Source organism: Patulibacter minatonensis DSM 18081, assembly GCF_000519325.1.
GTDB lineage: Bacteria > Actinomycetota > Thermoleophilia > Solirubrobacterales > Solirubrobacteraceae > Patulibacter > Patulibacter minatonensis.
In genome coordinates this window covers 1,827,519-1,854,362 of record NZ_KI912613.1, presented here as the reverse complement: position 1 = coordinate 1,854,362, position 26,844 = coordinate 1,827,519, and the positions used below count along the sequence as shown (strand labels likewise).

Annotated in this window: 23 protein-coding genes and 1 pseudogene; 9 read left to right on the top strand and 15 right to left on the bottom strand. The window is 71.0% G+C overall.

The genetic code is table 11. The features are described from left to right. Positions 1 to 109 precede the first annotated feature (109 nt). The 5 genes from PATMI_RS28485 (at position 110) to PATMI_RS0108415 (ending at position 7,034) form a co-directional block, all read left to right on the top strand. On the top strand, positions 110 to 1,882 hold the full coding sequence (locus tag PATMI_RS28485; RefSeq protein ID WP_051471223.1) for an FAD-dependent oxidoreductase: 1,773 nt from the start codon (positions 110 to 112) through the stop codon (positions 1,880 to 1,882). A gap of 111 nt (positions 1,883 to 1,993) precedes the next feature. Next, the gene (locus PATMI_RS0108435; protein WP_036725532.1) at positions 1,994 to 3,520 is read left to right on the top strand and encodes a long-chain-fatty-acid--CoA ligase; all 1,527 of its coding nucleotides are present in this window, start codon (positions 1,994 to 1,996) and stop codon (positions 3,518 to 3,520) included. A 174-nt stretch (positions 3,521 to 3,694) separates the two neighbouring features. Further along, positions 3,695 to 4,519, top strand: a complete 825-nt coding sequence (locus PATMI_RS0108430) for an AMP-binding protein (protein ID WP_026910577.1) — start codon at positions 3,695 to 3,697, stop codon at positions 4,517 to 4,519. 355 nt (positions 4,520 to 4,874) lie between these two features. Continuing rightward, positions 4,875 to 5,357, top strand: coding sequence for a MaoC family dehydratase (locus PATMI_RS0108420; protein ID WP_036725529.1), 483 nt, complete (start codon positions 4,875 to 4,877; stop codon positions 5,355 to 5,357). A gap of 279 nt (positions 5,358 to 5,636) precedes the next feature. After that, on the top strand, positions 5,637 to 7,034 hold the full coding sequence (locus PATMI_RS0108415) for a wax ester/triacylglycerol synthase domain-containing protein (protein ID WP_026910575.1): 1,398 nt from the start codon (positions 5,637 to 5,639) through the stop codon (positions 7,032 to 7,034). Positions 7,035 to 7,667: 633 nt separating this feature from the next. Here PATMI_RS0108415 and PATMI_RS0108410 read toward each other — a convergent pair. Further along, positions 7,668 to 8,138: a hypothetical protein gene (locus PATMI_RS0108410; protein WP_026910574.1), complete on the bottom strand. Its 471-nt coding sequence runs from the start codon at positions 8,136 to 8,138 to the stop codon at positions 7,668 to 7,670. Positions 8,139 to 8,512: 374 nt separating this feature from the next. Between PATMI_RS0108410 and PATMI_RS0108400 the strand changes: the two genes are divergently transcribed. Beyond that, on the top strand, positions 8,513 to 10,153 hold the full coding sequence (locus PATMI_RS0108400) for a GMC family oxidoreductase (protein ID WP_169738340.1): 1,641 nt from the start codon (positions 8,513 to 8,515) through the stop codon (positions 10,151 to 10,153). A 95-nt stretch (positions 10,154 to 10,248) separates the two neighbouring features. Here the strand turns inward: PATMI_RS0108400 and PATMI_RS0108395 are convergent, their stop codons facing one another. The 9 genes and pseudogenes from PATMI_RS0108395 to PATMI_RS38770 all read right to left on the bottom strand — a co-directional run. Further along, positions 10,249 to 11,019 (bottom strand): SDR family NAD(P)-dependent oxidoreductase, encoded by a 771-nt coding sequence (locus PATMI_RS0108395; protein WP_026910571.1) that lies wholly within the window; start codon positions 11,017 to 11,019, stop codon positions 10,249 to 10,251. A gap of 97 nt (positions 11,020 to 11,116) precedes the next feature. Further along, positions 11,117 to 12,532: a molybdopterin molybdotransferase MoeA gene (locus tag PATMI_RS28480; RefSeq protein ID WP_281171302.1), complete on the bottom strand. Its 1,416-nt coding sequence runs from the start codon at positions 12,530 to 12,532 to the stop codon at positions 11,117 to 11,119. Then, positions 12,418 to 13,572 (bottom strand): ABC transporter ATP-binding protein, encoded by a 1,155-nt coding sequence (locus PATMI_RS0108385; RefSeq protein ID WP_084269793.1) that lies wholly within the window; start codon positions 13,570 to 13,572, stop codon positions 12,418 to 12,420. The genes PATMI_RS28480 and PATMI_RS0108385 overlap by 115 nt, the downstream gene beginning before the upstream one ends. 32 nt (positions 13,573 to 13,604) lie before the next feature. After that, a complete protein-coding gene (locus PATMI_RS0108380) occupies positions 13,605 to 13,862 on the bottom strand; it encodes a 4Fe-4S dicluster domain-containing protein (RefSeq protein WP_026910569.1) in 258 nt (85 codons plus the stop codon). Between the two features lie 241 nt (positions 13,863 to 14,103). Next, complete coding sequence (locus tag PATMI_RS0108375) at positions 14,104 to 15,525, bottom strand: aldehyde dehydrogenase family protein (RefSeq protein WP_026910568.1); 1,422 nt, start codon at positions 15,523 to 15,525, stop codon at positions 14,104 to 14,106. A 26-nt stretch (positions 15,526 to 15,551) separates the two neighbouring features. Further along, on the bottom strand, positions 15,552 to 16,721 hold the full coding sequence (locus tag PATMI_RS0108370) for a thiolase family protein (RefSeq protein ID WP_026910567.1): 1,170 nt from the start codon (positions 16,719 to 16,721) through the stop codon (positions 15,552 to 15,554). Between the two features lie 29 nt (positions 16,722 to 16,750). Continuing rightward, a complete protein-coding gene (locus PATMI_RS0108365; RefSeq protein ID WP_026910566.1) occupies positions 16,751 to 17,902 on the bottom strand; it encodes an acyl-CoA dehydrogenase family protein in 1,152 nt (383 codons plus the stop codon). A gap of 37 nt (positions 17,903 to 17,939) precedes the next feature. After that, a complete protein-coding gene (locus PATMI_RS28475) occupies positions 17,940 to 18,986 on the bottom strand; it encodes a wax ester/triacylglycerol synthase domain-containing protein (RefSeq protein ID WP_051471221.1) in 1,047 nt (348 codons plus the stop codon). 22 nt (positions 18,987 to 19,008) lie between these two features. Then, positions 19,009 to 19,143: pseudogene (locus PATMI_RS38770) on the bottom strand (wax ester/triacylglycerol synthase domain-containing protein); the annotation flags it as partial. Here PATMI_RS38770 and PATMI_RS38180 point away from each other — a divergent pair. After that, the gene (locus tag PATMI_RS38180) at positions 19,079 to 19,369 is read left to right on the top strand and encodes a hypothetical protein (RefSeq protein ID WP_051471220.1); all 291 of its coding nucleotides are present in this window, start codon (positions 19,079 to 19,081) and stop codon (positions 19,367 to 19,369) included. The pseudogene PATMI_RS38770 and the gene PATMI_RS38180 sit on opposite strands and share 65 nt — an antisense overlap. Here the strand turns inward: PATMI_RS38180 and PATMI_RS28470 are convergent. The 5 genes from PATMI_RS28470 to PATMI_RS28455 form a co-directional block, all read right to left on the bottom strand. Further along, entirely contained in the window at positions 19,332 to 20,228 is an 897-nt protein-coding gene (locus PATMI_RS28470; protein WP_169738339.1) for an alpha/beta fold hydrolase, read from the bottom strand. The genes PATMI_RS38180 and PATMI_RS28470 overlap by 38 nt on opposite strands. Positions 20,229 to 20,376: 148 nt before the next feature. Continuing rightward, complete coding sequence (locus tag PATMI_RS0108350; protein ID WP_051471219.1) at positions 20,377 to 21,042, bottom strand: TetR/AcrR family transcriptional regulator; 666 nt, start codon at positions 21,040 to 21,042, stop codon at positions 20,377 to 20,379. Then, a complete protein-coding gene (locus PATMI_RS0108345) occupies positions 21,017 to 22,525 on the bottom strand; it encodes a class I adenylate-forming enzyme family protein (protein WP_026910563.1) in 1,509 nt (502 codons plus the stop codon). Before PATMI_RS0108345 ends, PATMI_RS0108350 begins: the two co-directional genes overlap by 26 nt. 28 nt (positions 22,526 to 22,553) lie before the next feature. Then, positions 22,554 to 23,786, bottom strand: a complete 1,233-nt coding sequence (locus PATMI_RS28460; RefSeq protein ID WP_051471218.1) for an aromatic ring-hydroxylating oxygenase subunit alpha — start codon at positions 23,784 to 23,786, stop codon at positions 22,554 to 22,556. 33 nt (positions 23,787 to 23,819) lie between these two features. After that, complete coding sequence (locus PATMI_RS28455; protein ID WP_051471217.1) at positions 23,820 to 24,608, bottom strand: enoyl-CoA hydratase/isomerase family protein; 789 nt, start codon at positions 24,606 to 24,608, stop codon at positions 23,820 to 23,822. Between the two features lie 115 nt (positions 24,609 to 24,723). Here PATMI_RS28455 and PATMI_RS0108330 point away from each other — a divergent pair, with 115 nt between their 5' ends. Both PATMI_RS0108330 and PATMI_RS0108325 read left to right on the top strand, forming a co-directional pair. Further along, positions 24,724 to 25,902: a cytochrome P450 gene (locus tag PATMI_RS0108330; RefSeq protein ID WP_026910562.1), complete on the top strand. Its 1,179-nt coding sequence runs from the start codon at positions 24,724 to 24,726 to the stop codon at positions 25,900 to 25,902. Positions 25,903 to 25,910: 8 nt separating this feature from the next. Continuing rightward, the gene (locus tag PATMI_RS0108325; RefSeq protein ID WP_026910561.1) at positions 25,911 to 26,840 is read left to right on the top strand and encodes a helix-turn-helix transcriptional regulator; all 930 of its coding nucleotides are present in this window, start codon (positions 25,911 to 25,913) and stop codon (positions 26,838 to 26,840) included. Positions 26,841 to 26,844: the final 4 nt, after the last annotated feature.

The window sequence follows — 26,844 nt, the reverse complement described above, 5'->3', positions numbered from 1 at the left end:
AAGCTCATGGGTAGGTTGCTTGCGGGAGCCATTCGGCGCCCCTGAGCACGTCCCGGCGGGTCCTGACCGGTCGCAGCGCGTTCAGTCGATCGCGGACACCAGGATTCCCATGACGACCGTCGACACCTCCTACGACACCGACTGGCTGGTCATCGGCTCCGGGTTCGGGGGCAGCGTCTCGGCGATGCGCCTGGCCGAGAAGGGCCACGACGTCACGGTCCTCGAGCGCGGCGAGCACTTCCGCAACGAGGACGAGATGCCGACCTCGTCGTGGGACCTGAAGAAGTGGCTGTACATGCCCCGCGCAGGGCTGCGCGGGCTGTTCAAGCTGACGTTCTTCAAGGACGTCTTCGTGATGTCCGGCGCCGGCGTCGGCGGCGGCTCGCTCGTCTACGCGATGACGCTCTACGTACCGCCGCGCGCGTTCTTCGAGGACCGCCAGTGGTCCACGATCGCCGACTGGCAGGCGGAGCTCGCCCCGCACTACGAGACCGCGCAGCGAATGCTCGGCGTCACCGACGTCATCGACGACGACCCGGCCGACCAGCTGCTGAAGGAGTACGCCGGCGAGATCGGCGTCGAGGACACCTATCGCAAGGCCCGCGTCGGTACGTATCTCGACACCCCCGGCGAAGAGGTCGCCGACCCCTACTTCGGCGGTGAAGGGCCTGCCCGGATGGGGTGCTCGAGGATCGGGCGCTGCATGCTCGGGTGCCCGCAGGGCTCGAAGAACAGCCTCGACAAGAACTACCTGTGGTTCGCACAGCGCGACGGAGCGACGGTGCGAGCCGGCCGTGAGGTCGTGTCGTTGCGGGCGGTCAACGGCACCGATGGTGCTGACGGCTGGGATGTCGTGCACGAGCGCACCGGCAGCCGGCTCCGTCGGGACCGGCAGACCACGCGAGCCCGCGGCGTCGTGGTTTCCGGTGGCGCGCTGGGCACCAATGAGTTGCTCGCGCGCTGCAAGTTGCAGGGTGACCTGCCGAAGGTCTCTGACCGCCTCGGCCACTTGGTGCGGACCAACAGCGAAGCGATCCTCGTCGTGACGGTCCCCGAAGGCCGCGCCGAGGCGTTGGCCAAGCGCGTCGCGATCACCTCGTCGATCTACCCGGACCCTCATACGCACATCGAGACCGTCACCTACGGGGCCGGCGGCGGTGCGATCCGCAACCTCTTCACCGTCCTGACCGGAGGAGGCAACCGCGTCACCCGCCCGTTGAAGTGGCTGGGCCAGCTGGTGCGCCACCCCGGGTGGGTCGCAGAGCTGCTGTTGAAGCCGCGGTGGGGTGAGCGGTCGATCGTCGTGCTCGTCATGCAGTCCTTGGACAACTCGATGCAGTTGACGGCCCGCAGGCGCCGCAACGGCCGGGTGAAGCTGCAGACCCGTCAGGATCCCGACAACCCCAACCCGACGTTCATCCCTGCCGCCAACGCCTTCACCGAGTGGCTGGCGCGCAAGACCGGTGGGGCGCCGGGTTCCGCGGTGCCCGAGGCGTTGCTGTCGATCCCGACGACCGCGCACATTCTCGGCGGCGCCCCGATCGGCTCGACCCCCGCGTACGGCGTGATCGACGAGCAGCACCGCGTCTTTGGCTACGAGAACCTCCTGGTCTGCGACGGGGCGGCGATTCCCGCCAACGTGGGCGTCAACCCGTCGCTGACGATCACCGCGATGACTGAGCGTGCGATCGACCACGTGCCGGCGAAGGACCCCGCGGCGAAGGTCCATCACCGCGGCCGCACGGCGTTCTCCGGGAAGACGGCGAGCGGTGAACCTGAGCCGCTGCCGATCTCGCTCACCCTCGAGGGTGCTGTCGAGGAGCAGGCCGCGCCCGATGCGGCCGCCGCCCGCAGGCGCTCGAAGTCCACCGCGGCCCAGTAGCCCGCGGCCCCCGGGAGAGCGTCGGCACGTCTGGTCGCCCTCTCCCCCGCGTGCGCCTCGCGCTCTCGCGCGAGAGCCGTTTCGTTCCCTCCCTCAACGATTGAGAACTCGATGACCGCTGTCTCGAACGCGAATCTCGCGACGCTCCTGACCACCTCCGCCGCGAAGTTCTTCGAGCGCATCGCGATCCGCCTCGACGACGCCGCCGTCCCGTACGGCGCGCTGGACGCCGGCAGCCAGCGGGTCGCCGGCCTCCTGAAGGACCTCGGCGTGGAGCCCGGCGACCGCGTCGGGATCATGCTGCCCAACACGCCGCACTTCCCGCTCGCGTACTACGGCGCGCTGCGGCTCGGGGCGGTCGTCGTGCCGATGAACCCGCTGCTCTCGAAGCGCGAGGTCGCCTACTACCTGGACGACTCGGGCGCGAAGCTGCTCCTGGCCTGGCACGGCTTCGCCGAGTCCGCCGAGGGCGGGGCCGAGCAGGCGGAGATCGACGCGCAGGTGCTGCTCGTCGAGCCGGAGGACATCGCGAAGCGGACCGCGGCGGCGACGCCAGTGGAGGGCGTCGCGCACAAGGACAGGGACGACACCGCGGTGGTGCTCTACACGTCGGGGACGACCGGCCAGCCGAAGGGCGCGGAGCTCACCCACGGATCGATCGGTTCCAACGTCGACGCCTCGATCGGGCTGTTTCAGCCCACCAAAGAGGACGTGTTCTTCGGTGGCCTCCCGTTCTTCCACGTCTTTGGTCAGACCTGCACGCTGAACGTCTCGGTCGCCTCAGGCTCGGAGATCACGCTGCTGCCCAGGTTTGACCCGACGATGGCCCTGGACATCATCGAGCGCGACAGCGTCTCGATCTTCATGGGCGTCCCGACGATGCACGGTGCCGTTCTGAACCACCCAGGACGCACCAAGTTCGACACCAGTTCACTGCGGCTGTTCGTGTCCGGCGGCTCGGCATTGCCCATCGAGGTGCTGCGCGGCATCGAGAAAGCGTTCGACGCCCCGATCCTCGAGGGCTATGGCCTGTCGGAGACCTCGCCGGTCGCGTCGTTCAGCCGGGTCGACCTGCCGCTGAAGCCGGGCTCGATCGGCGTCGCGGTCGACGACGTGCAGCTGCGGCTCGTGAACGACGACGGCGAGGTCGTCGGCGTCGGCGAGGTCGGCGAGCTCCAGGTCAAGGGCCCGAACGTCATGAAGGGCTACTGGAAGAACCCGGAGGCCACGGCGAAGGCGATCTCCGAGGACGGCTGGTTCTCCACGGGCGACATGGCGAAGGTCGACGAGGACGACTTCTACTTCATCGTCGACCGCAAGAAGGACCTCATCATCCGCGGCGGCTACAACGTCTACCCGCGCGAGATCGAGGAGGTCCTCTACGAGCATCCCGCCGTCGCCGAGGCCGCCGTGATCGGCGTACCGCACGAGGAGCTCGGCGAGGAGATCGCCGCCGCCGTCGGGCTGAAGGACGGCCAGTCGGTGACGCCCGACGAGCTGCAGGAGTACGTCAAGGGCCAGGTCGCCGCGTACAAGTACCCGCGCCACGTGTGGATCGTCGACGCGCTCCCGAAGGGGCCGACGGGCAAGATCCTCAAGCGCGAGATCGTTGTTCCGCGACAGCCGACCTCCGCGTGAGGAGCAGGACTACTCATGCGCTGTAACCGCCCGTGCGACGCTGAAGCAGCGCGGCCCCACACGTCCGACGGCGCGGAATGCCGCTGGAACACCCGCCACCCCTCTCGACGGCAGCGTCGCGGTTGGAACGTCGAGCACCTCGATCTGCCTCCCATCTCGCCGGGCCGAAACGACGTGACCACGTCGTTCCTGCACGCGGCGGGACGGTCACTCCCGGTCGCCTTCTCGCTGGTCGACGCCGACATGCTTCCCGAGCACCTGCGGTCGCTCGCCGGCGGCGCTCCCCATGTCGACGCGGGCCGTGGAGCGCGTGGCGTGGCGTGGCCCTGCGCCGAGCTGCGACGTCGCGCCCGGTCCCTCGCCCTCGGCCTGCAGGCGTTCGGGGTCCGGCGTGGTGACGTCGTGATGGTCGTGTCCGGCGTGCGGCCGCAAGTCCTCGAGGCGTGGCACGCAATCGTCGAGCTCGGTGCGATCTTCCGCCCCGTCAACCCGGGTCTGTCGAGCCAGGAGCTCGTCGACGTCATCGCCGACGCCGGTGCTGCGACGGTCATCGCTGACACGAGCGACCTGAGCGTGTTGTTGGAACATCGCTCGTCATTCGCAGCTGACCTTCACCTCATCGGCTTCGACGTCCCGGCCGATGACGACGGACCAATACTGGGCTTCGACGCATTGCGCCTGAGCGCCGAACCCCATCCAGCACGCGTGGCTCCCCAATCACTCCGAGCGCCGGCCGGCACCTCGTGGGCAACCATCAATTCCGAGGGCTCGACGCTCAGGCACCACGAGTGCCTGACCACCGCTCTGGTCGCCAAGGTCATGTCACTCGGCCAGGGAGACCGCTACGGGCTGCTTCTTCCCCTCGTCCGCGCAAACGCGCAGATCGTTCACGCACTCGTCCTTCGGCTCCTCGGGGAGAACATTTCGCCGGCCGAGATCGGACGGATCAGACTCCGCCCCGCAGATGCTCCCTCGGGCCCGACCGAGCTGCGGGGCTGAGCGGCGTGCGTGAACGGGAGAGCTACGGCTCGTTGGTGATGATGATGGTCGCGATGGTGGGCGGCATCGGGTATTTCGGCTACTCGATGCTGACGTACGTCTAGATGACCACGGCGCGTACGTCGCCCCCCGGAGCGTGGCGGACACGCGTTCCCGTTCGAGAACCGCACCCGGCCGGCGGGCTCTGGTGGTCCGCGCTCTTCCGCGTCGCAGGCAGCGAGCCCCAAGAACACGCCGCAGGCCCAGGGCTCACCGCTGCGCGCCACAAGCCCCGCTCGCCCTTCCACACGGGAGTGGCCCGGAACACCCGAGACCCGGCCATCCGCCAGCCCTCCCCCGCCAAGAGGCCCACGATATGACGACAACCAACGACCACGCCGTTCCGGCTCAGCTCTCCATCGGAGAGCTGATCGACTACACCGGGAAGGAGCTCGGTGTAAGCCGATGGGTGTCGGTCACCCAGGCCAAGGTCGACGCATTCGCAGAAGCGACCGGAACCCGGCAACGGATTGACGAGCGAGCCGCGTCGACGGCGTTCGAAGGCCCGATCGCGCACGGCTTTCTGACGCTCGCACTCGCGCCCGCCATGCTCGCGGACATCTTGGACCTCTCGGGCTACGAGAAGGCACAGAACTCCGGAATCGACCGACTCAGGTTCCTTGCCCCAGTCCCGGTGAACAGCCGTATTCGGTTGCACGTCGTCGTCAGCGACGCGCAGATCAAGGACAACGTCGGTCAGATCCGTCTCGCGCTGACCTTCGAGATTCAAGGCACCCGGAAACCAGCGTGCGTCGCGACCGCTCTCTACCACCTGATCGAAGGATCGGATGGACACTGAGCACGTGCCGTCTGACGCGCTACCGGCGCGCAACGATCAAGCCAGCGCGCCGGACACGGTGCTCCCTTCCCCCGGGGACCCCTCGACGCTGCGGGCGTCGACTGCGTCGGAGACACCGATCACGAGGCGACGGCAGACCGACGTGGGACGCGTCAACCGTCCCATGTTCGTCGAAGGGCGATCGCGCTCGACGAGCTGCCCCGCGTGGACCCCGCCGTTCGGAACAGCCACACGCTCGCGATCCGAACGACGAACCTCACTAGAGGGAGCCCGACCCGCATGACCGATCGCACCGACACGCCGATGGACTGGGGCAGCCCGGGGTTCAACGCCATCGAGGCGGTGATGTGGAAGGCCGAGGCCGACCCCGCGCTCAGCTCCACGATCATGGCCGTCGAGGAGCTCGACCGCGCCCCGGAGTGGGAGCGCTTCTCGGCCGCCCACGACTGGGGCAGCCGGATGGTGCCGCGGTTCCGGCAGCGGGTCGTCGACGGGCCGCTCGGCTACCCGGCCTGGGTCGACGACCGGGACTTCGACCTACGCCACCACGTCTTCCGCGCGGAGATGCCGGACGGCACGTGGCAGGACGTCCTCGACCGCGCCGCGACCGTCGCGCAGACCGCCTTCGAGCCGGCGCGCCCGCCCTGGGAGGCCCTGCTCCTGACCGGGCTCCGCGGCGGCCGGGCGGCGTACCTCCTGAAGATGCACCACGCCACGCTCGACGGTGCGGCGGGCGTGCAGCTGTTCGCCGGCCTGCACTCCCGGCAGCGCGAGCACAACGCGGGCAAGCCCCAGCCCGCCCCGCCGGAGCCGCGGCGCCCGAACGTGCTCCGGTCGGCGGTGCGCCGCGAGCTCGCCCTGGTCGGCCGCGGGGTCGGTCTGCTCCGCGGCACCGGCCGGGCGGCGCTGCACCCCGCCCGGACGGTCGGCTACGTGGCGTCGCTCCGGCGCGTCCTCGGGCCCGTCTCGGCGACCCCGTCGCCCGAGCTGGCCGAGCGCAGCGGCACGTGGCGGTTCATCGCCCTCGACGTCCCGCTCCCCGGGCTCTCCGCGGCCGCCAAGCAGGCCGGCGCATCGCTGAACGACGCCTACCTCGCCGCGGTCTCCGGCGCCTTCGCCCGGTACCACGAGGCGCTCGGGCGCCCCGTCGACGAACTTCCCCTCTCGATCCCGATCTCCATCCGCCGACCGGAGGAGACGTCGGGCGGCAACCGCTTCGCGGCCGCGCGCCTGAGCGCCCCGACCGGCATCGCCGACCCCACGGAGCGGATGCTCGCGATCCGGTCGGTCGTCCGGGCGATCCGCAAGGAGCCCGCGATCGAGGCCCTCGACGGGCTCTCCCCCGCGCTCGCCCGCCTGCCGACCCCGGTCCTCTCGCGCGCCGTCCGGCAGATGACGTCCACCAGCGACGTCCAGGCCAGCAACATCCCCGGGATCCGCGACGCCGAGGTCTTCGTCGCCGGAGCCCAGGTGCTCCGGCTCTACGGCTTCGGGCCGCTCCCCGGCGTCGCGGCGATGATCGTCCTCATGAGCCACGGCTCGACGTGCTGCGTGACGATCAACCACGACGCGGCCGCGATCGCCGAGCCGGAGACGTTCCGCCGCTGCCTCGTCGAGGCGTTCGACGAGATCCTGGCCCTCGCCCCGACCGGGAGCCGGGCCACGCTGCGCGAGTAAGCGGCCAGACGGACAACGATGCCCAGCGGATCTTGAATCCAGGGCTCATCGCACGAGGGGGTCGGCCCATTCGTGAGGTGTCGATGGAACCGCGCCTCTTCATCTTCCGCAAGGAATGCGACGGAACCGCGCCTCTCCATCTCTCGCGAGGAATGCGACAGTCGAAGCCCAGGTACCTGTCCGGGCCTTCGTGCCTGAGTGCTCGGACGCTCCCCCCGCGCTTTCAACCGGAGACACCGGCCCTGTGGCGTAGCGACGCTTCGCCCTTTGCAACGGTGGCGGGCTCGGAGCATCCAGGCGACCGTCAGAGCCGCCGTTGGGTTCTGACACCGAACTCGTCACAGGCATGCCGACCCTACGAACCGACTGCGAGCTGGGCTGCCGGGTCGTCGTTTCGAGTCTTATCGCGCGTACACCGGGTAGCCAACCCGTGACCACATGATCGCACCCAGGAGGTCGTCGGTTCGAGCCCGACGAGCTCCACCTAGGACGAGGGCCCCGCCACCGCGGGGCCCTCGCTGTCTCGTCGACCGGACGAACCGGCCGCGATGCGCGGCGTTCAGCGTGCGACCTCGTCCCCCGGGCTCCGGCGTCGCGCTGCGTTCCGGCTTTCCGTCCAAGGAGTGCCCCGGCTCAGCGACGCCCGACCGGCGTCCGTTCCCACTGGCGACGCAGGTCGTCGAACTCGCCCCACGGGGCGTCCGGGACGCGCGGCCCGGCGGATGGGGGCCGCTGCGGCAGGTCCGGATCCGAAGGACGCTGCCCGCCACCGCCGTCACCGCCCGCATCGTCCGGCCCCTCGTCGGCCAGATGGTCACGCGCCGCACCGTCGCGGACGGCGTGCGCACCGATCGACGCGACCGCGAGGATGACGAGGAGCACGATCATCGTGGAGCGCGCGGCGTCAGGGTGAGCGTCCCAGACGTGCACGGCCTCACCGAAGGCGACGTACAGCGCACCCGCGAGCACCGGGACGGCGACCACGAGGCCGCCGAGGACGAGGAGACGCGACCGCCAGGGCGCGGCGCACCCGGTGGCCAGAAGACACACGACGACGCCGGAGCCGGCGACCGTCAGCACCGCCTGGAGCAGCAGCGACGGCATGAGGACACTGTAGAGGCCCGCGCGCCCGATCCCGGCAAACCGGGCGTGGCTCCCACCGGGCCGCTCGTCAATGGCCCTCGCGCGCCGGCGCGTGCCCGGCGAGCAGCGCGGCCGCGAACCGCGCCCCGTGGACGGCGATGACCCGCCCGTGCTCACCGCCCTGGTGCTGGTCCGCTCTGGTCGTCACATGGCCCTCGGGTGGCGTGCATGACGTCGGGGACTCCACCGTCCGGAGCGCGAGAAAGAAAAACGGTGATTCCACAGATGGCCCGTTTTCGTCGTCTGGGTGCTATGAATGTCCCCCGAGTGACTGTAACCGATCGTTTCGTAAGATCCCAGACCCGGGTCGCAGGACGGGTCGACAGGAGTGGCCGATGAGGCTCGATGACGCAGTGCGCATGAACCCCGACTACGTGGTCGTGGGGGGCGGTCCCGCCGGGTGCGTGGTCGCAGGACGGTTGAGCGAGGACCCGACGGTCAAGGTCCTCCTGGTCGAGGCGGGGCGGGACTCCGACAGCCCGAAGGTCCGGATGCCCGCCGGCGTCGCGCTGCTCGTCGGCAACGACACCTGGGACTGGAAGTGGGAGACCGGCCCCGACCCGTCCCTCGGCGGTCGGCAGTTCACGTGGTCGGCGGGCAAGTGTCTCGGCGGCGGCAGCTCGATCCACGGACAGGTCAACATCCGCGGCCTGCCGTCGGACTACGACGAGTGGGCCGACATCGTCGGGCACGGCGACGAGTGGTCCTACGCGGACCTGCTCCCGCGGTTCGTCCGCTGCGAGAACTACGAGAGCGCCGACTCCGCGTACCGGGGGAACAGCGGGCCGCTGGCGGTCTCCGACATCAAGGACCTGCACCCGATGGCTGAGGCGTTCGTCCGCGCCGGCGAGGACCTCGGCTACCCGCGCACCGACCTCAACGGCGAGCACCCGTCCGGGTTCGGCTTCACCCAGGCCACGCAGAAGGACGGCCGGCGCTTCAACGCCTACGACGGGTACATCAGGCCCCACGTGGGCCGCCCGAACCTCATGGTCCTCACGAAGACGCGGGTCCACCGCGTCCTGCTCGAGGACGGCATCGCCACGGGTGTCGAGCTCGGCGCCGGCGACCGCACCGTGACCGTCCGTGCCGGGCGCGAGGTGATCGTGTCGGCCGGGACCGTCGGCTCGACGAACCTGCTCTTGAAGTCGGGGGTCGGGCCCGCCGACGTCCTCCGGGCGGCCGGCGTCCCCGTGCAGGTCGCGGTCGAGGCGCTCGGGAAGAACCTCCAGGAGCACACCGGCCTCAGCGTCAGCCGCTTCATCATGGAGGGCTGGTCGCTCAACACGACCCGCCGGCCGGCGAAGGGCCTGAAGGCGGTCTTCCAGCTCCTCGCCCAGCGCCGGGGGCCGCTCGCATCGCCGGTCGTCCAGGCGATGGCGTTCGCGAAGACCGACCCGGCGCTGAGCCGGCCGGACCTCCAGCTGCACTTCCTGCCGTTCGCCTACCGGCTGCTCCCGGACTCGCGATCGGCGCTCACCGCCGAGCTGCCCAACCGCGCGGCCGTCGCGCTGCAGGCGACGCTCTGCAAGCCGCAGTCGCGCGGGCAGATCCGGATCACCGACGCCGATCCGCTGTCCCGCCCGACGATCGACCACCAGTTGCTCGGGGACGAGCGCGACGTCCGGACCCTCGTCGAGGCCTGCAAGCTCCTGACGGGGATCTTCCAGAACCCGAACATGGCGCGGACGGTCGACGCGAACTTCAACCCCCCGGTGGATCCGACGTCGGACGAGGGCTGGGAGGAGTACGTCCGCTCGGCCACGAACGTCGCGTACCACCACTGCGGCACGTGTCGGATGGGCGATGCGAAGGATCCGCAGGCCGTCGTCGACCCGAGCCTGCGCGTCATCGGCGCGCAGCGTCTGCGGGTCATCGACGCCTCGGTGATGCCGGTCGTCCCCAGCTCGAACACGTACATCCCGACGGTCGCCGTCGCCGAGAAGGGCGTCGACCTGATCCGGGCCGCCGCCTGAGCGACGCCCCCGGGGCCTGCGGCCGGCGACGTGCGCCGCCGCCGGCCCGGGCCGCCGGCCGCGTCAGGTCCGTCCGGCGACCAGATGCGCAGCGCTCAGCTGGGCCCCATGCGGATGGCGCCGTCGAGCCGGATCGTCTCGCCGTTGAGCACCGGGTTCTCGACGATCTGCTGGGCGAGCTGCGCGTACTCCGCGGGCTTGCCCAGGCGCGACGGGAACGGCACCTGCCCACCGAGCGAGGTGCGGGCCTCCTCCGGGAGGCTGGCCAGGAGCGGGGTGTCGAAGAGGCCGGGGGCGATCGTCACGCAGCGGATCCCGTAGCGGGCGAGGTCCCGGGCGACGGGAAGCGTCATCCCGACGATCGCGCCCTTCGACGCCGAGTAGGAGACCTGGCCGATCTGGCCCTCGAACGCGGCGACGGACGCCGTGTTGATGAGCACGCCGCGCCCACCGTCCTCGTCGGGCTCGTTCTCGGCCATCGCGGCGGCCGAGAATCGCAGGGCGTTGAACGTCCCGAAGAGGTTGATCCGCATCACGCGCTCGAAGGGGTCGATCGGGTGGACGCCCTTCTTGTGGTGGTACGTCTGCTGCGGGTGCCCGGTGCCCGCGCACGAGACCGTCGCGACGAGCGGGACCTCTTGGCGGGCGGCGGCGACCGCGGCCTCGACCGACGCCTCGTCGGTCACGTCGGTGCGGACGAAGCGGACGCGCGAACCGAGCTCGGAGGCCAGGGCCTCCCCCTTGTCCTCCTGCACGTCGGCGATCGTCACGAACGCTCCCGCGTCGTGGAACCGGCGGACGGTCGCGGCGCCGAGGCCCGAGGCCCCGCCGGTGACGAGGGCGGCCTTGTCCTGGATCTGGGTCATCTGCTGCTTTCCGGCTGGGCGTGCCAGCTCGATCGTGGTGGTGGAAGACGCTTCCGTCCGGCTCCCGCGGGGGCGGGAGGCTCCGCGCGGTGTCCGTTCAGGCGTCGCCGGCGCCCGGCAGCGGCAGGAACCACGCCGTGTCGCCGGCGGAGACGGGCTCCGGCCCGTGCGGCACGACCATCAGGACGTCGCTGCCGGCCAGGCATCGGAGACGGTGGGAGCCCTGCGTCGGGGCGGGGGTCAGCGCGGGGAGCCCGTCCTGGCCGTACGACAGGCGGCCCCAGAGCACCCCGTGGAGGCGCGGGTGTCGGATGGTGCTGGTGGTCAGCCTCGCGCTCCGGGGCGCTCCCGGCGGCCGCCCCGTCATCGCCCGGATCGCGGGAACGACGAACATCGCGGCGCCGATCATGGCCGCCGCGGGGTTCCCGGGCAGTCCGAACACCGGCCGGGCGGGACCGCCGTCGTCGTGGCGGGCGAGCGACCCGAACCACGTCGGTCCGCCGGGCCGCATCGCGACGCCGGACGCCCGTTCGACGGCGCCGACGTCGCGGAGCGCGCTCCGGACGTGGTCGTGCCGCCCGACGGAGATCCCGCCGGTGGTCACGACGACATCACCGCGCGCCTGCGCCAGCGCCGCCGCGATCCAGGCACGGTCGTCGCCGACGTGCTTGACCTCGACGACCTCCCCGCCCGCGGCGCGGACGAGCGCCGGGATCGCGACGCCGTGCACGTCGTGGATCGCGTCGGCCGACGGTCGGCGGGCACCGTGCCGGACGACCTCGTCCCCGGTGACCACGAGCGAGACGGTGGGCGCCGCCCGGACCGCCACGGTGGAGATCCCGAGGCCCGCCAGGAGCGCGATGGCGCCCGCGTGCACGACCGTCCCGGCGGGCAGCACGAGGTCGTCGGTCCGGACGTCCTCTCCGGCGAGCCGGACGTCGCGGCGCACCGTCACCTCTGCGGCGACCGCGACGGTGCGGCCGTCCTCCTCGGTGTCCTCGACGCGGACGACGGCGTCGGCGCCCGTCGGGAGCCGGGCCCCGGTGCTGATCCGGTGGGCGTCACCGCGGTGGAGCCGGCGGATCGCCGCACGCCCGGCGCGTGCCTCACCGACGAGGTTCAGCACGACCGGGAACTCGGCCGTGGCGCCCGCGGTGTCGACGGCCCGGACCGCGTACCCGTCCATCGCCGACGTCGAGAAGGCCGGGAGGGCGCCCGGGGCGACGACGTCGGTCGCGACGACGCGGCCCATGGCCTCCTCGAGCGGGACCCGGACGCTCGCGACGGGCGCGCAGTCACCGAGGCGGACCGCCAGGGCCCGCGCCGCGAGGGGGTCGCTGAGCCGGCCCGTGGCCCGGCGGTCGGAGGCCGCGTCGCGCCGCGGGAGGCCGACGGTGCTCAGTTCATCCCCAGGGGTCCGCGGGACGCACCGGCCAGGAACTGGTTGACGAACGCGTTCTCCGACTCGAACAGCTCCTCCGCCGGACCGGACTCGACGATGCGCCCCTTCCACACGACGTTGATGAACTGCGAGACGCGACGCGCGGTCATGATGTCGTGGGTGATCAGGGTGAACGCGGGCTTGTGCTCCCAGCCCTGGTCCTCGGCGTCCTCCATCGTCTCCTCGTGGATCTGCTTGATCAGCTCGCCGAGGAGGGCGGTGCGGACGGGGTCGAGGCCGGAGTCCGGCTCGTCGAAGAGGACGATCGTGGGGTCCAGCACGAGGGCCCGCGCGAACCCGGCGCGCTTGCGCATGCCGCCGGAGAGCTCGTTCGGGAACTTCCCGCGGGCGGCGCCGAGGCCGACCTCCTCGAGCCGACGGTCGACGATGCCCCGGATCTCGTCCTCGGACTTGTCGGTGTGCTGGCGCAGCGGGAACGCCGTGTTGTCGTAGATGTCCATGGAGCCGAAGAGCGCTCCGTCCTGGAACAGCACGCCGAACTTCTGGCGCATCTGCAGCAGCTCGTCGAGGCCCATGTACGGCACCGATTCGCCGTGCACCAGGACATCGCCGTCGTCCGGGTAGAGCAGTCCGACCATGTGCTTGATGCAGACCGACTTCCCGGTGCCCGACGGGCCGAGGATCATCGAGATCATGCCCTCCGGCAGGCCCATGTTGAGACCCCGGAGGATCTTGCTCCGGCCGAACGCCTTGTGCGTGTCGACGAACTCGACGGCGTCGATCTGGCCGGTCTCCCGGCGGATCCCGGTGTGCCATCGGTACTCGTCGTCCTGGTCCTCGGCGCGCTCGCCCACGACCTCGACGACGCCCGCGCCGGCCGCCTGACCGCGGGGCTCGTCCTCGAAGTCCCAGTCGTCGGTCTCCGTCGGGGGGCCGTCGGGCTGGGAATCGGGGACCGACGGCACGAGATCGGCGGCGCCGGCACGCGGAGCGCCGACGACGTGCTCGACCCCGTCGCGCTCGGCGCCTCCGGTGGCGTCGGCGTCGTCGCGCCGGGCGACGGTGTCCGCGGGATCGACGAAGAGCCCGGTGTCGTCGGGCACCGCTTCCCGGGTGGGCCGGGCGTCGTCGCGGCGGGGGATCGAAGGCATCTCGGGCTCGTCTCTCGGGGCGGTGCTCGCCGTCAGGCGAAGAACGCCGCGTTCTTCGCGACGAACGCCGTCGCCTCGTCGGGGACCTGGTCCTCACCGAACACGGCGTCGACCGGGCAGGCCTCGACGCAGGCGTCGCAGTCGATGCACTCGTCGGGATCGATGAACAGCTGCTCGGCCTCCTCGTACCCGGGCTCGTCCGGCGTCGGGTGGATGCAGTCGACGGGACAGACCTCGGTGCAGCTGGCGTCCTTGGTGCCGATGCACGGCGCGGTGATCACGTAGGCCATCACGTCCGAACGTACCAACGCCGGAGCACCGAATCAAGCTTTTAGTTACCGATCGGTTCTTATCTCAATGCCGTGATCTGGGCCCGTCATCGACATCGGGACCGTCCTAGCCGGACCCTAGTGTCCAAGCCGGCTGGAATTAAGGAGTGATCGTTCACGTATGACACGCGGCTCGAGATCGATGAGTCTCGCGCTTCCGCCGCTCTCCGATGCCGGCCCCAGGGCGGCGCCGGGGGTCGGGTCAGCCGCGCGCCCGATGCACGACCTGGAGATCGGTGAAGGTCTCGACGCCCCATCGGCCGTTCTCCACGCCGACGCCACTCCACTTCAGGCCACCGAACGGCTGCCCGGGGTCGTTGGCGTAGTGCGTGTTGACCCAGGCGGTGCCGCATTCGAGGCGCTCGGCGAGGTCGGCCGCGCGGTCCTCGTCCTGGCCCCAGACCGAGCCGCTCAGGCCGAACGTCCCGGCGTTCGCGCGGGCCAGTGCGTCCTCGACGTCGTCGTAGGCGATCACGGGCAGCGCGGGCCCGAACTGCTCGTCCGCGACGACGCGCATCGCGTCGTCGGCGCCGTCGAGGATCGTCGGGGCGAAGAAGTGACCGCCGTCGGGAAGCGCCGCGCCGGCGTTCGTGGAGCGCGCGCCGGCACGCACCGCCTCGTCGACGACCGCACGGACGTGGTCGAGCTGGGGCCGGTTGTTCAGCGGCCCCATGGTGGTCTCGCGCACGGCGCCGTCCCCGACGACGACGCGCTCGGCCTCCGCCGTCAGGGCGTCGACCAGCTCGCCGCGCAGCCCCGACGGGACGTACACGCGCTTGACGGCGCAGCAGAGCTGCCCGGCGTTCAGGAACGCCGACCAGAACAGCTGCTTCGCGATGGCACCCGGGTCCACGTCGTCGAGGAGGATCGCCGCGTCGTTGCCGCCCAGCTCGAGGGTGACGCGCTTGAGGTCGTCGGCCGCGGCCGACATCACGCGCTTCCCGGTCGCCACCGAGCCCGTGAACGTGATCTTCCGGACGGCAGGGTGCCCGGTCATCCAGGCACCGAGCTCGTCGCGCCCGGCGACGACGTTGAGCACGCCGTCCGGGAGCACCCCGTCGAGGACCTCGCCCATGCGCAGCGTCGAGAGCGGCGTGTAGGGCGACGGCTTCAGCACCATCGTGCATCCCGCGGCCAGCGCGGGGCCGATCTTCCAGCAGGCCAGGAGCAGCGGGAAGTTCCACGGCGTGATCGCCGCGACGACGCCGGCGGGCCGGCGACGGACCTCGACGAACGCCTTCGCGTCGTCGCGGAGGGTCTCGCGAGCCAGGTCCGTCCCGGCGTAGTACCCGAGCCAGTAGGCGGCGGCCTTGACCTCGAGGCGGGCCTCACGCATCGGCTTGCCCTGCTCGGCGACGAGCAGCGGCGCGATCTCGTCGACCGCGCCGGCGAGCGCGGCGGCGGCCGCCCCCAGTGCGGCGCGGCGTTCGTCGAGCGACCCGCGCCAGGGCGGCGCGGCTCGTTCGGCTGCGGCGAAGGCGTCGTCGAGCTGCCCGCGCGTGCAGACGGGGGACGTCCCGACGACCGCGCCGGTCGCCGGGTTGAGGACGTCGAGTCGGTCGTCGGTGCCGACGGCCGCGCCGTCGATCAGGAGGTCCGGGGTGGTGAGGTCGGTGGTGCTCATCGGTCGTCCTTCGTCCGTCTCGTCGTCTAGAGCCGCTGGAGCAGCGTCGCCGTGCCCAGGCCGCCGGCGCAGCACATGGTCACGAGGCCGAGCTCGCGGTCCTCGTCCTCGAGGACGTGCAGCAGGGTCGTGATCAGGCGCGCACCGCTGGAGCCGAGCGGGTGACCGAGTGCCATCGCGCCGCCGCGCACGTTCACGCGGTCCATGTCCGGGCGGTGCTCGTGCGCCCAGGCCGCGACGACGGGTGCGAACGCCTCGTTGACCTCGAACCGGTCGATGTCCTCGATCGCGATCCCGCCCCGGCGCAGCATCGCGGCGGTCGCGGGGATCGGGCCCTCGAGCATGGTCACGGGATCGCAGCCGACCGAGGTCTGGTCCACGATCAGCGCGCGCGGCCGGAGGCCCAGCTCGTCGGCCGTCTCGCGGGCCATCAGGAGCACCGCCGCCGCCCCGTCGGAGATCTGCGACGCGTTCCCGGCGGTGATCGCGCCGCCGTCCTTGAAGGCCGGCTTCAGCGCACCCAGCGTCTCGAGGCTGGTGCCCGGCCGGATGCCCTGGTCGCGGCGCACGGGCCCGTCGGGTGTCTCGACCGCGACGATCTCGCGCTGGAACGCGCCGGACTCGGTGGCCGCGTGCGCAAGCGCGTGGGAACGGACGGCGAGGTCGTCGAGGTCGGTCCGGGAGAACCCCCACCGCTCCGTGATCATCTCGGCGGCCAGGCCCTGGTTCACGATCTGGTGCCGGTCCAGCAGCCGCTCGGTGAACGCCCGTCCGAAGCGCTCCTGCGTCGCCGCCGTGTCGGCGAACGTGATCCGTCCCATGTGCTCGACGCCCGCCGCGATCACGACGTCGTGCACGCCGCCGGCGATCTGGCTGGCGGCGAAGCCGACGGCCTGCTGCGCCGATCCGCACTGCAGGTCGATCGTCTGCGCCGACGCGCCGATCGGCAGGCCCTCCTGGAGCCACGCCGTACGGGCGATGTTCACGCCCTGCTCGCCGAACTGCTGGACGCAGCCGGCGATGACGTTCTCCACCCGCTCGGCGGGAACGCCGGAGCGCTCGATCACGCCGCGATAGACCGTGCTCAGGAGGTCCGCGGGATGGACGTCCCGGAAGACGCCCTTCTCGCGGTGCCCGCGGCCGATCGCGGTGCGTGTCGCCTCGACGACGACGACGTCGCGTCCGTTCTGACTCATCGTGTTCTCGCTTCTTCGGGAGGACGGGCTCAGCGACCCACGACGGAGCGACCGATGATCTCCTTCATGATCTCGGTCGTCCCTCCGTAGATCCGGGAGATGCGGGAGTCCGCGTACCAGCGGGCGATCGGGTACTCGAGCATGTAGCCGTACCCGCCGTGCAGCTGCAGGCAGCGGTCGACGACACGGCCTTGCATCTCGGTGCACCACCACTTGGCCATGGCGGCGTCCTCGGGCGTCAGGTCGCCGTCGTTCAGTGCGAGGACCGCCCGGTCGCAGAAGACCGTGCCCAGCTCGACGTCGGTGGCGAGCTCGGCGAGCGTGAAGCGCGAGGCCTGGAACTGCCCGATCGACTGGCCGAACGCCTGGCGTTCGCGGACGTACTCGAGCGTCCGGTCCAGCGCACCGCGCGCGACGCCGATCGCCGCCAGCGCGATGCCGATCCGCTCCTGCGCGAGGTTCGCGGTCATGTACGTGAACCCGCGGCCCTCCTCGCCGAGCAGGTTCTCGGCCGGCACCTCGACGTCGCGGAAGAACAGCTCGGCGGTGTCCTGCGCGTGCATGCCGAGCTTCTCGAGGTTGCGGCCACGCTCGAAGCCGTCCATCCCGCGCTCGAGGACGACGAGCGAGATACCGCGGTGCTTCTGCGACGGATCGGTCTTCACGGCCGTGACGACGAGGTCGGCGTTGATGCCGTTGGTGATGAACGTCTTCGAGCCGTTGACGACGTAGCCGTGGTCCGTCTTCGCCGCGGAGGTCGACATCGAGGCGAGGTCGGACCCCATGCCGGGCTCGGTCAGCGCGAGCGCGGCGATCAGCGTGCCGTCGGCGATGCCGGGGAGCCAGCGGGCGCGCTGCTCGTCGTTGCAGAGGTCGAGGAAGTACGGGAGTGCGACGTCGTTGTGGAGCGTCAGGCCGGTGCCGCTCCCGATGACGGCGGCGTACCCGACCTCCTCGTTGATGATCTGGTTGAACCGGAAGTCGTCGATCCCCGGACCGCCGAACTCCTCCGGGACCTGAAGCCCCAGCAGCCCTTGCTCGGCGGCCCGGCGGAAGAGGTCGCGGTCGACGGCGCCGTCGGTCTCCCACCGTTCGTGGTTCGGGGCGATCTCGGCGTCGATGAACCGCCGGACGGTGTCGCGGTACATCAGGTGCTCGTCGTCGAAGACGGTGCGCTTCATGGTTGGGTGACCTCGTGGAGGGACGGGGATGCGGGCGTCACGACCCCAGGGCGAGGACCTCGTCGAGGCCCTCCTGGAGGTCGGAGAACAGGAGGTCCGGCTCGGCGAAGGAGCCGCCGTCGCAGTTGATGCCGATCGAGCAGTGGCCGTCGTAGGAGCAGAGGACGGTCGTCAGCGCCGAGCCGGGGAGGGCGCCGAAGCAGAGCATCCGCTCGACGCGGCTGCCGGCCATGTGGATCCCCCACGGCACGCCCGGGACGTTGCTGACGGTCAGGTCGGCGCGGGCCTGCATCGCGATGAACGCTCCGGCGGTCAACGCCTGCGGGACGCGGTTGGCGACGGGGAGCAGGACGCTGAAGAAGTCCAGGGCGGGCTCGGTCTGCATCCGCGAGACGGTCTTCCGCAGCAGCTGGATGCGTTTCACCGGGTCGTCGACGCTCGTGGGTCCGGCGAAGAACGCGGCAGCGAAGCGGTTGCCGCCGGACTGGTCGCCTTCGATGCGCATGGAGACCGGCATCGACATCGGGATGTCGCCCAGTGGTGCGTCGGCGCGGAGGTGGTAGCGCCGGATGCCGCCGAGGATCCCGGCGACGTAGGCGTCGTTGATCGTCCCGCCCGCGGCCTTGCCGGCGGCCTTGAGATCGGCGAGCTCGCACTCGGCCGTCCCGAACCGCCACGCGACACGCCGGCCGCGATTCATCAGCGGCGACGGCGTGGCGGGCGGCGGCGCCAGCACGCGGGCCATCGACGCCGCGTAGCCGAGCGCCGCGCGCGGCCGCACCCGTGCGGCCTTCGTCGCGAGGGACACCGAGCGTCGCGCGAGGCCGGCCGTCGCCACCGCGCCCGAGAACACGCCAGGGAGCGGCCGCGGCGGGTCCGCGCCGGGTCGTGCGCCGGCGTCCGGCCAGGGCAGCCGCACGTCGGGGTCGCGGTTCTGGACGAACGCGAGCAGCTGCTGCGCGGCGCCGCCGTCCATCAGGCAGTGGTGCACGACGAGGACGTACGCGGCCTTCCCGTCCTCGAGTCCCTCGACGAGGTCGAGCGACCCACGGCGGGCGTGTCCGGTCGAACGGCGTGACGCCACGCGCCTGCGCGAACTCCATCAGGGTCTTCAGATCCCCCGGGGCCGGCAGGCGCACGTGGCGGAGGTGGTAGCCCAGGTCGAACTGGTCGTCCGTGACCCAGCGGGGCGGTCGGGACGAGAAGGGCGGGTCGACGACGCGCTGCCCGAACCGCGGCAGCAGTCCGACGATCTTCTCGTGCGCGCCGATCACGCGCTCGCGGTCCGGCGTGCTGCTGAGGATCTCGACGAAGACGCCGCTCGACGAGTTCGCCGGGTGGCGCTCGCCGCGCCACATCGCCGACTCGAGCTCGTTCATCTCCGTCGCGGATCCCCAGGTGCGGAAGAACTCCGCGGCGTCCCCGGTGTTCATGTCGATGCTCCTGCGGTGTCGGGCGTCCGGGTGAAGTCCAGGAGCGCGCGGTTGAAGCGCTCGGGCGCCTCGAACATCGGGCAGTGCCCGACGCCGTCGAGCACGACGAGCTCGCCGTCGTGCAGCTGCGTGACGAGCAGCTCGGCCCCGGCCAGCGGGAGGATGCGGTCGGCGGCCCCCCAGATCAGCAGGATCGGGCACTCGACCTCCTCGGCGTTGAGCGTGCGGACGACCTCGGACGCCGCGATCACCGCGGCGACGAAGCCGGGGGCGGCGATCGCCGGCACGACGTGCGCGGCCAGCGCGGCGGTCATCGTGCGCGGATCGCCGATGAAGCCGGCGAACAGCGCGTTGCGCAGGCGCGAGCGCCGGGCGACGGCGCGCATGACGCCGGGACGGCCGAAGACGAGGTTGAAGAGCTTGAAGCCCGTGACGATGATCCTCACGCGGCCGGGGGACAACGGGATCCCGCCGGCGTTCGCGAGCACCAGCCGGCCGACGACGTCCGGCTCTGCGGCGACGATCCCGAGGGCCACGATGCCGCCCATCGAGTGCCCGACGATCGTCGCCGGCCCGAGGTCGAGCTGGCGCATGAGGGTGACGATGCGCTCGGACTGCGTCGCCATCGCGGCCGGGGCAGGCAGCGGCTCCGAGAGCCCGAAACCGCCGAGGTCGACGGCGACGACGCGGTGCTCGCGGCCGAGTGCGGGCAGGTTCTCCAGCCACGTCTGCCACGAGCCGCCGAGCCCGTGGATCAGGACGATCGGCGTGCCGGAGCCGTAGTCGACGTACCGGATCCGGCGGCCGTCGATGACGGTGTCCCGCGTGTGGCGGGACCAGTCGATGGTCGTCCAGTGCTCGACGCCGTCGTGGTCCGACGGTCCGGTCGGCACCGTCCGCTGCTCGCGGGCGGCCACGTCAGCCCCGGGCCGGACGACGGCGTGGGGTGTCTCCGCGCCTCGGGCACGGTCCTTCGCACGGCTCTGCCATGTCGAATCCTCCTCTTGGGTGCTGGTCGGTCGCGGCCCGCGGGCCGCGACCTCACTGCTGCGGCGGTGCCTCGGGCTCGCCGAGGCTCCTGAGGCCGGCCATGGCCATCTGCTGCGCGATCTTCGCCTCGCCCTCGCTGACCGTCCGGCCCGGGATCGACGCCAGGGACGTCAGGATCCCGAGGGCCGATCGCGCGGCGGCGATCAGGTCCTTGTCGCTGCGCTCCGGGAAGCACCGCCGCAGGATCACGACCCAGCGCTCGAGGTACTGCCGCGAGCGGCGCCAGAGCCGGCGCTGCTGCGGCGCCGAGAGCGCCCGGTGCTCATGGGCCCAGATGCTCGCGAGCTCCCGCTGCGCGAGCGTCAGCTCGAGGCTGCGGGAGATCAGCACCGCGAGGTCCGTGAACGGGTCCTCGGTCGGGTCCGGGACGGCGATCAGGTAGCGATCCTGCGCGTCGTCGAACAACGTCGCCAGGATCTCGTCCTTGCCCGAGAAGTGGCGGTAGATCGCGGCGCCGGTGGCGCCGGCGGCCTCACCGATCTCGTCGACCGACACGGCGTGGTAGCCGCGCTCGTAGAAGAGCTCGGTGGCGGCCTGCAGGATCCGCGGGCCGCGCTGGGGATCGCGCGTCCGCCGGGTCGCCGGGCGGGCCTCGGACTTCTCCTCCGCGGGCGCGTCGCCCGTCGTGGTGTCAGACGGAGACTTCGCCGTAGGCATCTTGGATCTCGTTCCTCAGGATCTTTCCGGACATGCCACGCGGGAGCGGGGCGTCGGTGTGGAAGACGGTCCGCGGGACCTTGTAGTCCGCGAGCTGCTCGCGACAGTGGGCGAGCAGCGCGTCCTCGTCGACCGCCCCGGACGCGCCGCGCACGACGATGGCGCAGGCCTCGCCCCATCGCTCGTGCTGCAGTCCGAATGCCGCACACTCCGCCACGTCGGGGAGATTGTCGACGATCCGCTCGATCTCCGCGGGATAGACGTTGAGTCCGCCGGAGATGAACATGCTCTTCTTGCGGTCCACGACGTAGACGAGACCCTCCTCGTCGAACCGCGCGAGGTCTCCGGTGCGGAGCCAGCCGTCGGGCAGCGCGGCCTCCGTGGCGGCCGGGTCGTTCCAGTACTCGCGCATGACCTGCGGGCCCTTGATGACGATCTCGCCGACGTCGCCGGTCGGGACCTCGACGCCTTCGTCGTCGAGCAGCCGGATCTGGGTGTCGATGTTCGGGAAGCCGGCAGCTGCGGTGCGGTGCGCGAACGCGGCCGGCAGCAGGCAGGCGCTGCCGGTGGCCTCGGTGATCCCGTAGGCCTGTCGTACGGAGACGCCCTTGGCGTGGAACGCCTCGAGCAGCGCGCCCGGGACGGGCGCCCCGCCGCAGATCGCGGTGGTCAGGCTCGAGAGATCGGCGTCCGCGAAGGCCTCGGTCCCGACGAGGGCCTGCCACATGACCGGGACGGCGAACCAGGTGGTGATCCGCTCGGAGGCGATCAGCTCGACGACGCGGTCGGGGACGAACGTCGGCTCGAGGACCAGGAGCCCGCCGACGACGTACGTGGACAGGAAGTTGTTGACGATGCCGCCCGTGAAGGCGAGCGGGATGCAGAGCAGGGTGCGTCGCTCGAACATCGAGCTCTCCGCGTGGGCGGTCTGCAGCGCGCACGCCACGATGTTGGCGTGCGTGAGGACGACGCCCTTGGGCAGTCCCGTCGTGCCGGAGGTGTACCCGAGGACGGCGGCGTCGTCGCGGTCGCGGTCGACGGCCAGTGACGGGTCGGCGGTCGCGAGCTCCGAGACCGTGACGCCGGCGGGGGCGCGGTCGTCGAGCGAGACCGTGGTCCGGTGCGTGTCGTCCCCGTTCGCGGCCTCGTAGAGACCGGCGAACGTCTCGTCGTACGCGACGACGCTGCATCCCGAGTGCTCGAGGATCATGCGCAGCTCGGGCGGTGCGAGGCGGATGTTCAGCGGCACCACGACGCCGCCGCGATGCATGACGGCGATGGCCAGCACGCACCACGCGGTGCTGTTGGAGGCCAGGATGCCGACGCGGTCACCGGGCTCGACGCCCCGGGCCTCGAGCCCGCCGGCGACGCGGGCGACGCGGTCGCCCATGGCGGCCCAGGTCAGGTCCTCGGATCCTTCGCGGATCGCGACGTGCTCCGGGATCCAGCGGGCCCAGTAGTCACACCGTTCGGCGACGTTCATCCGTGCTCTCCACTCGTGGTCATGGTCGTCATCCCTCGGTGCCGGAGCCGACGAGGTTCCCGTAGCGACGGGGGTACGGCGTTTCCGGCGGCGCCATCTCCAGGTCGCCGTCGTCGCTGACGAGCGCCGCCAGCTTGCCGTGCAGGAACTGGATCGGCGCCTCGTTGCGACCGCTGAGCGTCTTCTCGATGTTGCTCAGCGGCAGGCCCTGCTGCAGCGCACGTCCGACGCCCCAGTCCTCGTCGACCACCGTGTGGACGAGCAGCTTCCAGTTCTTCTCCAGGTACTGCTCCTCCTTCTCGTCCTTCGGCGGCTCGCGGAGCAGGAAGCGCAGCGTCGTCGTCGAGCGGGCCGGGTCGGTGGCGTGCGGCGAGATCGTCCAGATCTCGAAGTGGTTCGGCTCGACCGCGACGAACGTGTTCGGCAGCAGGATGTAGTTGCTGATGATGTGGGGCATCAGGTCGACGGTCGCGGGGTCCTCCCCCTTGATCGTGTGCATGCTGCGGCGGGAGACGACGAGGCGGGCCGCGTTGGGCCCGAGCACGTCGAGCGCGTAGACGTTCGTGTTGAAGAACGGTCCGACGGTCTTGGGGTGCACGAACTGGAGGTGGTACGGGTCCATGAACCCGTCGGCCACGACCTTCCAGTTCATCGGCTCGTCGTAGGTCGCCTCGCGGACCAGCGTGTACTGGTCGAGCTCGAACGACGCAAGCTCGGCGTCCATGTCCTCACCGATCTGGTCGGCGATGTCCAGCGGCGCGCCGGGCGTGAGGACGACCCAGATCATCCCGTGGCGCTCGTCGACCGGGAGCTCGATCAGTCCGTACTCGGAGCGGTCGATGCCGCCGAAGCCCTCGCCGAACGGGATCGACCGCAGCGTGCCGTCGGCGTTGTAGGACCACGCGTGGTACGGGCACTTGAAGCGATGGGCGCAGCCCTTCTCCTCGAGCGCGAGCTTCGCGCCGCGGTGGCGGCAGACGTTCGAGAACGCCTTGAGCCGGCCGTCGCGCTGCCGGACGAGCAGCACGCTCGTGCCGATGAGGTCGCGGGTGATGAAGTCGTCCGCGTTCGGGAGCTCCGAGCTGTGCGCGATGACGATCGGGCGGGTGCGGAAGACCTTCTCGCGCTCGGCGTCGTTGTACTCGCGGTCGAAGTACGTCTTCGCCGGGATCTCCATCTCGGCCTCGGCGTAGTCCGTCGTGTGGCCGTTGATGTATTCGAGGAACCGCGCCGCCAACTCGGTCTGGACGTGTCGCTGCATGAACCGAACCCTAACAGCCTTACGAACCGATCGTTAACTTCTCTTGCCGTTCCGCGGACGGAACGGAGACGAGGCGTTGCTCTCGTACACCTCGGAGATCGGCCGCGGGCGCAGATCGGTGCGCATGACGAGGTTCTCCGCCTCGAAGCGATCCTGCGTGTCGCGCCCCCGGTGCTCCCGCATGAGGCGCTTGATCGCCTGGGTGCCCTCGGGCGGATTCGCCGCTACGGCACTGGCCATCCGCACGGCGCACGACACGACGTCCTTCTGCGCGACGAGGGCGTTCAGGAACCCGATCTGCTCGGCCTCCACGGCCTCGAGGACCCGGGCGGTGAGCAGGAGCTCCGCGGCCCGACCGCTCCCGACCAGCGGCGGCAGGCACCACGTCGCGTTCGCCCCGCCGTAGGAGGCGGCAGTGAACCGCACCTTCGTCTCCGGGCACCCGACACGGAGGTCGACGCCGGCCGAGATGATCGCCCCGGCGCCGAACGAGAGGCCGTTGAGGGCCGCCACGATCGGCAGGCGCGTCTCGACGAGGTGCCAGAGCCAGCGCTCGCGCTTGATCAGGCACAGGAGCAGCTCGTCGGCCGACCAGTCCGCCATCTCGTGGAGGTCGTACCCCGCGCTGAACGCCCGCTCACCGGCGCCCGTGATGACGACGGCACGGACGTCGTCCTCCGTCTCGAGCTCACCGATCGCCTCGTCGAGATCCGACTGCATCGCCATCGTGATCGCGTTCAGGCTGTCGGGCCTGTTGAGCGTCAAGAGAACGACCCCGTCGTCGAGGCGATCCAGCAGCAGGTCGTTCGTCGTCTGTCCCACGCGGACAAGCTACCATCGTCGCGGGGTCTTAGTGAACGTTCGGTTCAAAGTTTCTTGCCAAGCGGTTCGTCCGCTGCTTAGACTCGCCCCGATCAGTCGACAGGAGGAGAAGGCCATGGGTCTTGCCAAGGATTACGACCACTTCGCGGCCGAGTACGTGGACGATCCGTACGCGTTCTGGAAGCGGCTGCGCGAGGAGGAGCCCGTCGCCAGGAGCGACAAGTACGGCGGTTTCCACGTCGTCTCCCGGTACGCGGACATCGTCGAGGCGGCCCAGGACACGGAGCGCTTCTCGTCGGCCGACGGGGACGGCATCCCGCCGCTCCCGATGGTGGGCATGATCCCGATCGACATCGACCCTCCCGCGCACCGCGACTACCGGGCGATCATCAACCCGGCGCTCACCGTCAACGCCGCCCGGAAGCACGAGGACCGCATCCGTGCCCTCGCGGTCGAGCTGATCGACCCGCTCGTCGGCCAGCAGGAGTTCGAGGTCTCGTCGACCGTGGCCACGGTCATGGCGCCGAAGGCCACCCTGAGCTTCGTGGGCTTCCCGGAGGAGGACCACGAGCTGATGATCAAGGCGACCGACGACGTCACGAGGCTCCGCGGGACCGAGACGCCGCGCGTGGCGGAAGCGGGCATGGAGATGTTCCAGACCGCCACGAAGCTCGTGATGGCCCGCCGCGAGCAGGCCTCCGACTCCTCCGACGAGGACGACCTGCTGCGGCTCCTGATCGAGGGCGAGTTCCAGGGCCGGAAGCTCGCCGACCAGGAGATCGTCATGAACCTCATGGTGCTCCTGTTCGGTGCTGTCGACACCACCGCGAGCGCGATCAACGGGGCCCTCTACTACCTCGCGACGCACCCCGAGGACCAGGAGCAGCTCCGGAAGGCCGGCGAGGTCCCGAACCTCGCCCTGGAGGAGCTCATCCGCTGGAGCAGCCCCCTGCAGGGTCTCGGCCGCACCGTCACGCAGGACACCGAGCTCGGCGGGTGCCCGCTCAGCAAGGGCGACCGCGTGCTCCTGCACTGGGCGTCGGGAAACCGCGACGACGCGCAGTTCTCGGCCCCGGACGACGTGGACCTCGAGCGCAAGCCGAACAAGCACCTCGGCTTCGGCATGGGTCCCCACAGGTGCGTCGGCGTGCACTTCGGCAAGCTCATGCTGAAGGTCACGATCGAGGAGTTCCTGGCCCGCATCCCGTCGTTCGAGCTCGCCGACGAGACGCAGCTCAAGTGGCTGGGGGGCGAGGCGCGCGGTCTGCGCAACCTCCCCCTGAAGCTGGCCTGAGGCCGACGATGCCCGGATCCGAACCCGTCGTCCCGCTGGCCGCCGTCGCGGTCGGCACGCCGTCGGCCGCACGCGGCCGCTCGGCACCCACCTGGGACGAGCGGGAGCTCCGGGCCCTCCGCCGGCGCCTGCACTCCGTGCGGACCGTGCCGGAGCTCTTCGCCCTGGCCGTCCAGGAGGCCGCGTCCTCGTGTGGCTTCGACCGTGCGGCCGTGCTCTGCGTCGAACGTGGGCTGCTGTCGGTCGACCCCGCCGTGCTGCGGCTCGTCGACGCGACGGCGCGTGACCTCATGGGTCCGGCGACCGACCGGCAGATCCGCCTCGGCCCCGAGAGCGCCGAGGCCGAGCTGATCCGCGCGGCCGAGGCCGACCGGGCGGTCCGGCAGTCGAAGGGCAGCGATCTGCGACGACTCCTGCTGCTCGACGAGTTCGTCGTCATGCCGATCCTCCCGGAGTCCCGGGTCGTGGCCCTCCTCGTCGTCGACCGGGCCGAGGGAGAGGTCGGAGAGGACGAGCGGGCGACGATCGCGCTGTTCACCCATGTCCTGACCAGCGCGCTCGAGCACATCGTGCTGCGGACGCGGCTCTCCGACCTCTCGCGCGAGCTCCAGCACCTGACTGCATCGGCCAACGCCCTCATGCACGAGGCCACCGGCGCACCGATCACGGCCCTCAGCACCCCGGGACGCGTCGCCCTCTTCGTCGACGTCGGCCACGGTGACGCATCGCGCTCGGCCACCGACTTCCTGACCGACCGCGAGCGCGAGATCGCGATCCTGATGTCCGCCGGACGCTCCAACCCCGAGATCGGGCAGGAGCTGTTCATGTCGACCGACACGGTGAAGGACCACGTCGGTCGTCTCGTGCGGAAGCTCGGCGCGAGCAACCGCGTCGAGGCCGTCGCGCGCTTCGTCGCGATGTACCGCGACGTCGCCTGACGCG